Source organism: Bradyrhizobium sp. CCBAU 45321 (assembly GCF_028128975.1).
Taxonomy (GTDB): Bacteria; Pseudomonadota; Alphaproteobacteria; order Rhizobiales; family Xanthobacteraceae; genus Bradyrhizobium; species Bradyrhizobium yuanmingense.
Window position 1 is genome coordinate 359832 of the sequence record NZ_LFKZ01000016.1, and the last position, 6064, is coordinate 365895.

Genomic DNA, 6064 nt, shown 5'->3' on the forward strand with positions numbered 1-6064 from the left:
GCGCCTTCATATGAGGGCCCTCATGAGATGGTCGCCTTCGGTGATCCCGGGACATCACGGTGAAAACCTTAAGTTTCGCCATATTTCTGAACGGCGCTTAACTTCGTGTTTACCCGCATCATTAATCATTGCGTCACTGTCTTTGAGACTGAGCGTGGCTCCCCTTCAGAAGAAGGCTGAGTCGCGGGAGTCGGTTAGGCCCGTCTCTTAAAGTGGAGCTTGAACGGAATCGGGTAACGAAAGCTGCTTCGCGCACAAGACCTTAGGGCGATTCGACAAAAATTGCACCGGGGGGACTTGCGTTCCAGAATCAGACTTTGTTAACCATCTGTTGTCAGGATCCGAATCAGTTGTTCAAAGGCGTTTTGTTGAGTGCCGCGAATGCGGCCGACCTGACGCCCAGGAGCGGCGACTATGGGGAACTGGCATGCGCGTTTTGCTGATTGAAGATGACAGCGCCGTCGCGCAGTCGATCGAGCTGATGCTGAAGTCCGAGAGCTTCAACGTCTACACGACCGATTTGGGGGAAGAAGGCGTCGATCTCGGTAAACTATACGATTACGACATTATTCTCCTCGACCTCAACCTGCCCGACATGTCCGGCTACGACGTGCTCAAGCAGCTCCGGGTCTCCAAGATCAAGACACCGATTCTGATCCTCTCCGGCCTCGCCGGCATCGAGGACAAGGTCAAGGGTCTCGGCGTCGGTGCCGACGACTACATGACCAAGCCCTTCCACAAGGACGAGCTGGTGGCCCGCATCCACGCGATCGTGCGCCGCTCCAAGGGCCATGCCCAGTCGGTCATCCAGACCGGCGACCTCGTCGTCAACCTCGACACCAAGACGGTGGAAGTCGGCGGCCAGCGCGTGCATCTGACCGGCAAGGAATATCAGATGCTGGAGCTGCTCTCGCTCCGCAAAGGCACGACCCTCACCAAGGAAATGTTCCTCAACCACCTCTATGGCGGCATGGACGAGCCCGAACTGAAGATCATCGACGTCTTCATTTGCAAGCTCCGCAAGAAGCTCGCCAACGCCTCCGAGGGCCGCAACTTCATCGAGACCGTCTGGGGCCGCGGCTACGTGCTGCGCGAGCCGCACGAGGCCGACGAGCGCATCCCCGCCTGATCCCTGGGTTTACGTCGCGAGCCCAGTCAGGCTCGCTCCTCCCAGCCTGGACCCCGCCGCAAATGGCGGGGTTTTCGTTTTTGGGGGGACGCTTCATTGGAAGCTTAACGTTTGAACCCCTAGCCTTCCCCTGCCGACGAATGGTCGCTGCACGATGGGGGAACGATGATCCTGCAATCACTCGCCGGCCTGCCCGCCTTCCTGGTCTATTTCTGCACCGGGCTGATCGCGATCGTGGCCTATCTGTTCGTCTACACCCGCATCACGGCGCATAACGAATTCCAGCTCATTCGCGACAACCAGCCGGCCGCGGCGATCGCGCTCGGGCTCAGCCTGCTCGGCTTCGTGGCGCCGCTGGTCAGCGCCATCGCGCATTCGGCCAACGTGCTGGACTGCCTGATCTGGGCGACGATCGCGCTTATCGTGCAGGTCATCGTGTTCTATCTCGTCAAGGTTCCGGTGCCGGACTTGTCGAGGCGCATCGATGACGGCGAGCTTGCCCCCGCGATCTGGCTCGGCCTGTCCTCGCTCGCCGCGGGCCTGCTCAACGCCGCCAGCATGATCTACTGACATGGCCGACAAACCCGCCAAGAAGGAGTTCGGCAAGCGCCGGCCAGTCGCCGAGCCGCCGCCGCGACCGCCGGTGAAGCGCTCCGGCCACGTCGCGCTGCTGGTGATGGGCACGATCGCCGTCGGCACCACCGCCTACACCTTGATGCCGCGGCAGAACTGCGAGCCCACGCCCGGCGCCGTGCCGGGGCAGACGACCACGACCTGCACCAGCAGCAGCAGCAGTTCGTCGGGCGGCAGCAGCTCGCGTTGGTCGTCGCGATCGAGCCTGTTCAGCGGCGATTCCTCCAGCCATACCTCGTCGGGAACGTCGTCCGATATCAGCCACAGCAGCGTGAGCCGCGGCGGCTTCGGCTCGTTCGGCCACGGCTTCTCGGGCGGCGGCTGATCCATGCAGCGCATCACCTGCCTGGAGCGCGACGACTGGCGAGAGACCGCGGCACGATGCGGCTTCGTCTTTCACACCATCGACGGCGAGCGCTATTGGGACGAGCGCGCCTATTACGGCTTCACGCTGGACGAGATCGAGCGTGGCATCGAGGCGCCGACCGGCGATATCGATGCGATGTGCCTGGAGCTTGCCGGCCGCGTCATCGGCGACGAGCGGCATCTGCGGCGCTTGAAGATTCCGGAAGCGTTCTGGGGCCTGATCGCGGAGAGCTGGAAGCGCCACGACCGCAGCCTCTATGGCCGGCTCGATCTGAGGTTCGACGGCAAGTCGCCGGCAAAGCTGCTCGAATACAACGCGGACACGCCGACCTCGATCTTCGAGGCCGCGGTGTTCCAATGGACCTGGCTCGAACAGGCGATCGAACGCCGCGTCATCCCCTCGCGTGCCGACCAATTCAACTCCATCCACGAGCGGCTGATCGCGGCATGGAAGGAGATCGCTGGGAGCCACGTCCATCTCACAGGGATCACCGGCAACGAAGAGGACGCCGGCACGCTCGCTTATCTCGAAGACACCGCGCGCCAGGCCGGACTCTCGACGACGCTGCTCGACATCGAGCAGGTCGGCTGGCGCGACGGGGCCGGCGGCTTCGTCGATCTCGGCGAGAACGACATCGCGCTCGCCTTCAAGCTCTACCCCTGGGAATGGATGTTCCAGGACACCTTCGGCGCAAAGCTGAAGGATGCTCCGACGCGCTGGATCGAACCGCCGTGGAAGGCGGTGATCTCCAACAAGGGCATCTTGCCGCTGCTCTGGGAGATGTTTCCGAACCATCCCAATCTGCTGCCGGCCTTCTTCGAGGATGATCCGCGCGCCGCCGAGCTCGGCACGTCCTATGTGCGCAAGCCGCTGCTGTCGCGCGAAGGCGCCAATGTCACGATCGTGTCCGGCGGCCTGCCGCTCGACGAGCAGACGGGGCCTTACGGCGCCGAAGGCTTCGTGCGCCAGGCGCTCGCTCCGCTGCCGAACTTTTCGGGCTTCTATCCGGTGATCGGAAGCTGGCTCGTGAACCACGAGGCCTGCGGGCTGTCGATCCGCGAGGACGAGAGCCCGATCACGGGCAACCGCTCGCGCTTCTTGCCGCATGCGATTTTGTGATTTTGTCATTCCGGGGCGCGACGAAGTCGCAAGCCCGGAATCCATAACCACAGTCGGATGAAATGGCCCTGGTCTAACCGCCTGCCTATTTCGATGGCCTGTGGTTATGGATTCCGGGCTCCGCGCTAATGCGCGGCCCCGGAATGACAAAGAGAACTCACCTCGCCGCGGCGATCTTGAGCGACGGCGGCATCAATCCGCCCATCGGACGGCCGGAGCGCGCGGGGTTGAGCTGATAGAGGCCGCGGCGATCGGCGATGGGGCGGAACGCGTCCGTGATGCCGACGACGGATTCGGCCGCCCCGAGCAGCAACGTGCCGTCGGCCTCCATCGCCTTCGCCAGGCGCTCGAAAATCACCGCCTTGGTGTCCTGGTCGAAATAGATCAGCACGTTGCGGCAGAAGATCACGTCGAACGTGCCGAGATGGGAGAAGTCCTGCAGCAGATTGAGCTGGCGGAACTGCACCATGGCGCGAATGTCGGCGTTGAGCTGCCAGAGCTCGCCGGTTTGCGTGAAGTATTTCACCAGATGCTGGATCGGAAGACCGCGCTGCACCTCGAACTGGCTGTAGAGGCCGGCCTTGGATTTCTCCAGCACCTCCTGCGACAGATCGGTGGCGACGATCTCGATGCGCCACCCCGCGAGCGCCGCGCCCATCTCCTTCACGCACATCGCGATCGAATAGGGCTCCTGCCCGGTCGAGGCGGCCGCCGACCAGATGCGAAGCGACTTGCGCGCCGCACGCGCCTGGATCAGGCCCGGCAGGATGGTGTCGCGCAAGTGATCGAACGGAATCTTGTCGCGGTAGAAGAACGTCTCGTTGGTGGTCATCGCTTCGACCACGTCGGTCGCAAGCCGGCCGTCGCCGTTCCTGATCTTCAGGACGAGGTCGGGGATGCCGGGAAGGCTTGCCTTGCGGGCGAGCGGCAGCAGCCGGCTTTCGACCAGATATTGCTTGTCGGCGGAGAGATCGAGACCGGAGCGCTCTTTCAGGAACTTGCGCAGATAGTCGTAATCGGTGGGCGTCACGAACGGTCTCCCGCGAACAGGCGGTTGACCTTGGCGCCGATCTGGTTGAGCGGCAGGATCGCCGCGCAGATGCCGGCATTGGCCGCCGCGCCGGGCATGCCCCAGACCACGCTGGAGGCTTCGTCCTGCGCGATCACGCTGCCGCCGGCCGCGACGATGTCCTTGCCACCGCGCATGCCGTCCGAGCCCATGCCGGTCAGGATCACCGAGAGGATGTTGCCGTGCCAGACGTCGATGGCGGAGGTGAAGAGCGGATCGACCGCAGGCTTGCAGAAATTGACGGCGGGGCCGTCGTCGAGCGCGATCACAGGATCGGCGCCGCTGCGCGTGACGCGCATGTGCTTACCGCCCGGTGCGAGGTAGATCCGTCCCGGCTTCACCGGCTCGCCGTCGACCGCCTCGGCCGCCGGCCGGCGGCTCGAGCGCGCCAGATGCTCGGCCAGAATGGTGGTGAAGGTCGGCGGCATGTGCTGGGTGATCAGCACCGGGAAGCGATCGATCACCGGGCCGAGCTCGGTGACGAGCGCCATCAGCGCCTGAGGCCCGCCGGTCGATGAGCCGATCAGCAGCACCTTGGGCGCCTGGGTCGAGAACGGACGCGTTGACACCGAGCCTGACGAGGGGGCCGGAGCGGGCGCAGGCGCGGCAGGCCGCGCGACAGGACTGCGCGCGACGGGAGCCGGGCTCGCCGGCGCCAGCGGCGGGCTCGCAACCGCAGACTTGCGACGCAGCCGCGCGCCGAGATGGCGGATCTTCTGGATCAGGTCGTGATGGAAAATATCCGCGGCCGACGCCTCACGCGTCGATTCCGGCTTGGGAATGTAATCGGCCGCGCCGAGCGACAACGCCTTGAAGCTGATCTCCGCGTTGCGGCGGGTCAGGGTCGAAGCCATGATAATGACGAGATCGCGCTTCTTGGCGAGCAGTTGCGGCAGCGCCGAGAGGCCATCGAGCTCAGGCATTTCGATGTCGAGCACGGCAACATCGGGATTGATGCGATCGAGCTGGTTGACCGCCTCGAGCCCGGTGCGCAGCGAGGCCGCGACCTCCATGTCGTGCTCGGCGCCGATCCAGCGCGAGATCAGACCGCGGATGACGACGGAATCGTCGACGATCATCACCCGCAGCGGCCCGGTTTCGCGCGACGTGCCCATGGTCGAATTACCTGCGAACGCAACACTCATTACCCACCAACTCAGACTGAAACGGTTCAGTTGAAAACAAGCGCCGAAGGATCCGTTCAGCCTCCGGGCGATCGCTCAGATCAGGCCGACTTCCTGAAATTTCGCCGTCACGATGTCCTTGTCGAACGGCTTCATGATGTATTCGTTGGCGCCGGCGTGCAGAGCGCGCGCGATATGCGCGACGTCGTTCTCGGTGGTGCAGAACACCACCTTGGGCTGGTCGCCGCCGGGCATTCGCCTGAGATGGCCGAGGAACTCGTAGCCATCCATGACCGGCATGTTCCAGTCGAGCAGCACCGCGTCCGGCAGGCCGCGCTTGCAGGCCTCCAGCGCCTTCTCACCGTCCTCGGCTTCGAGGATTTGGAAGTCGAGCCCCTCCAGGATCCGGCGCGCAACCTTTCGGATGACGCTGGAATCATCAACGACGAGACAAGTTCGCATGTGAACCTCTGCTTCCTTCCCCCCTTTGCGGGGGCACTTCCAATCGCAAGTCCCTCGGCGGCAATGCCGCCGTATCAGGCCGCCATCATCTCGGGTGCGAGCTCGAGGACGCGGTCGACGTCGAGGACGACCATGAGCTGTCCGTCGAGGCGGTGGACGCC

Annotated in this window: 7 protein-coding genes and 1 pseudogene; 4 read left to right on the plus strand and 4 right to left on the minus strand. The window is 64.0% G+C overall.

Translation table 11 applies throughout. The features are described from left to right. The first annotated feature begins 427 nt into the window (after positions 1-427). From ctrA to ACM43_RS05885, 4 genes are all read left to right on the plus strand, one after another. Positions 428-1129, plus strand: a complete 702-nt coding sequence (ctrA, locus tag ACM43_RS05870) for a response regulator transcription factor CtrA (RefSeq protein ID WP_016848562.1) — start codon at positions 428-430, stop codon at positions 1127-1129. 165 nt (positions 1130-1294) lie between these two features. Further along, positions 1295-1699 carry a DUF350 domain-containing protein gene (locus ACM43_RS05875; RefSeq protein WP_128262757.1) on the plus strand — a complete coding sequence of 135 codons (405 nt, stop codon included), beginning with the start codon at positions 1295-1297 and terminating at the stop codon, positions 1697-1699. 1 nt (position 1700) lies between these two features. After that, on the plus strand, positions 1701-2087 hold the full coding sequence (locus ACM43_RS05880; protein ID WP_271538824.1) for a hypothetical protein: 387 nt from the start codon (positions 1701-1703) through the stop codon (positions 2085-2087). Positions 2088-2090: 3 nt separating this feature from the next. Further along, a complete protein-coding gene (locus tag ACM43_RS05885) occupies positions 2091-3248 on the plus strand; it encodes a glutathionylspermidine synthase family protein (RefSeq protein ID WP_271538826.1) in 1158 nt (385 codons plus the stop codon). A gap of 157 nt (positions 3249-3405) precedes the next feature. On the opposite strand, the gene ACM43_RS05890 is transcribed toward ACM43_RS05885, so the two are convergent. The 4 genes and pseudogenes from ACM43_RS05890 to ACM43_RS05905 form a co-directional block, all read right to left on the minus strand. Beyond that, positions 3406-4278: a CheR family methyltransferase gene (locus ACM43_RS05890; protein WP_271538828.1), complete on the minus strand. Its 873-nt coding sequence runs from the start codon at positions 4276-4278 to the stop codon at positions 3406-3408. Beyond that, positions 4275-5462, minus strand: a complete 1188-nt coding sequence (locus ACM43_RS05895) for a protein-glutamate methylesterase/protein-glutamine glutaminase (protein ID WP_271538830.1) — start codon at positions 5460-5462, stop codon at positions 4275-4277. The genes ACM43_RS05890 and ACM43_RS05895 overlap by 4 nt, the downstream gene beginning before the upstream one ends. 75 nt (positions 5463-5537) lie before the next feature. Next, entirely contained in the window at positions 5538-5903 is a 366-nt protein-coding gene (locus tag ACM43_RS05900; RefSeq protein WP_007600538.1) for a response regulator, read from the minus strand. Positions 5904-5977: 74 nt separating this feature from the next. Beyond that, positions 5978-6064, minus strand: a pseudogene (locus ACM43_RS05905) (chemotaxis protein CheW); the annotation flags it as partial.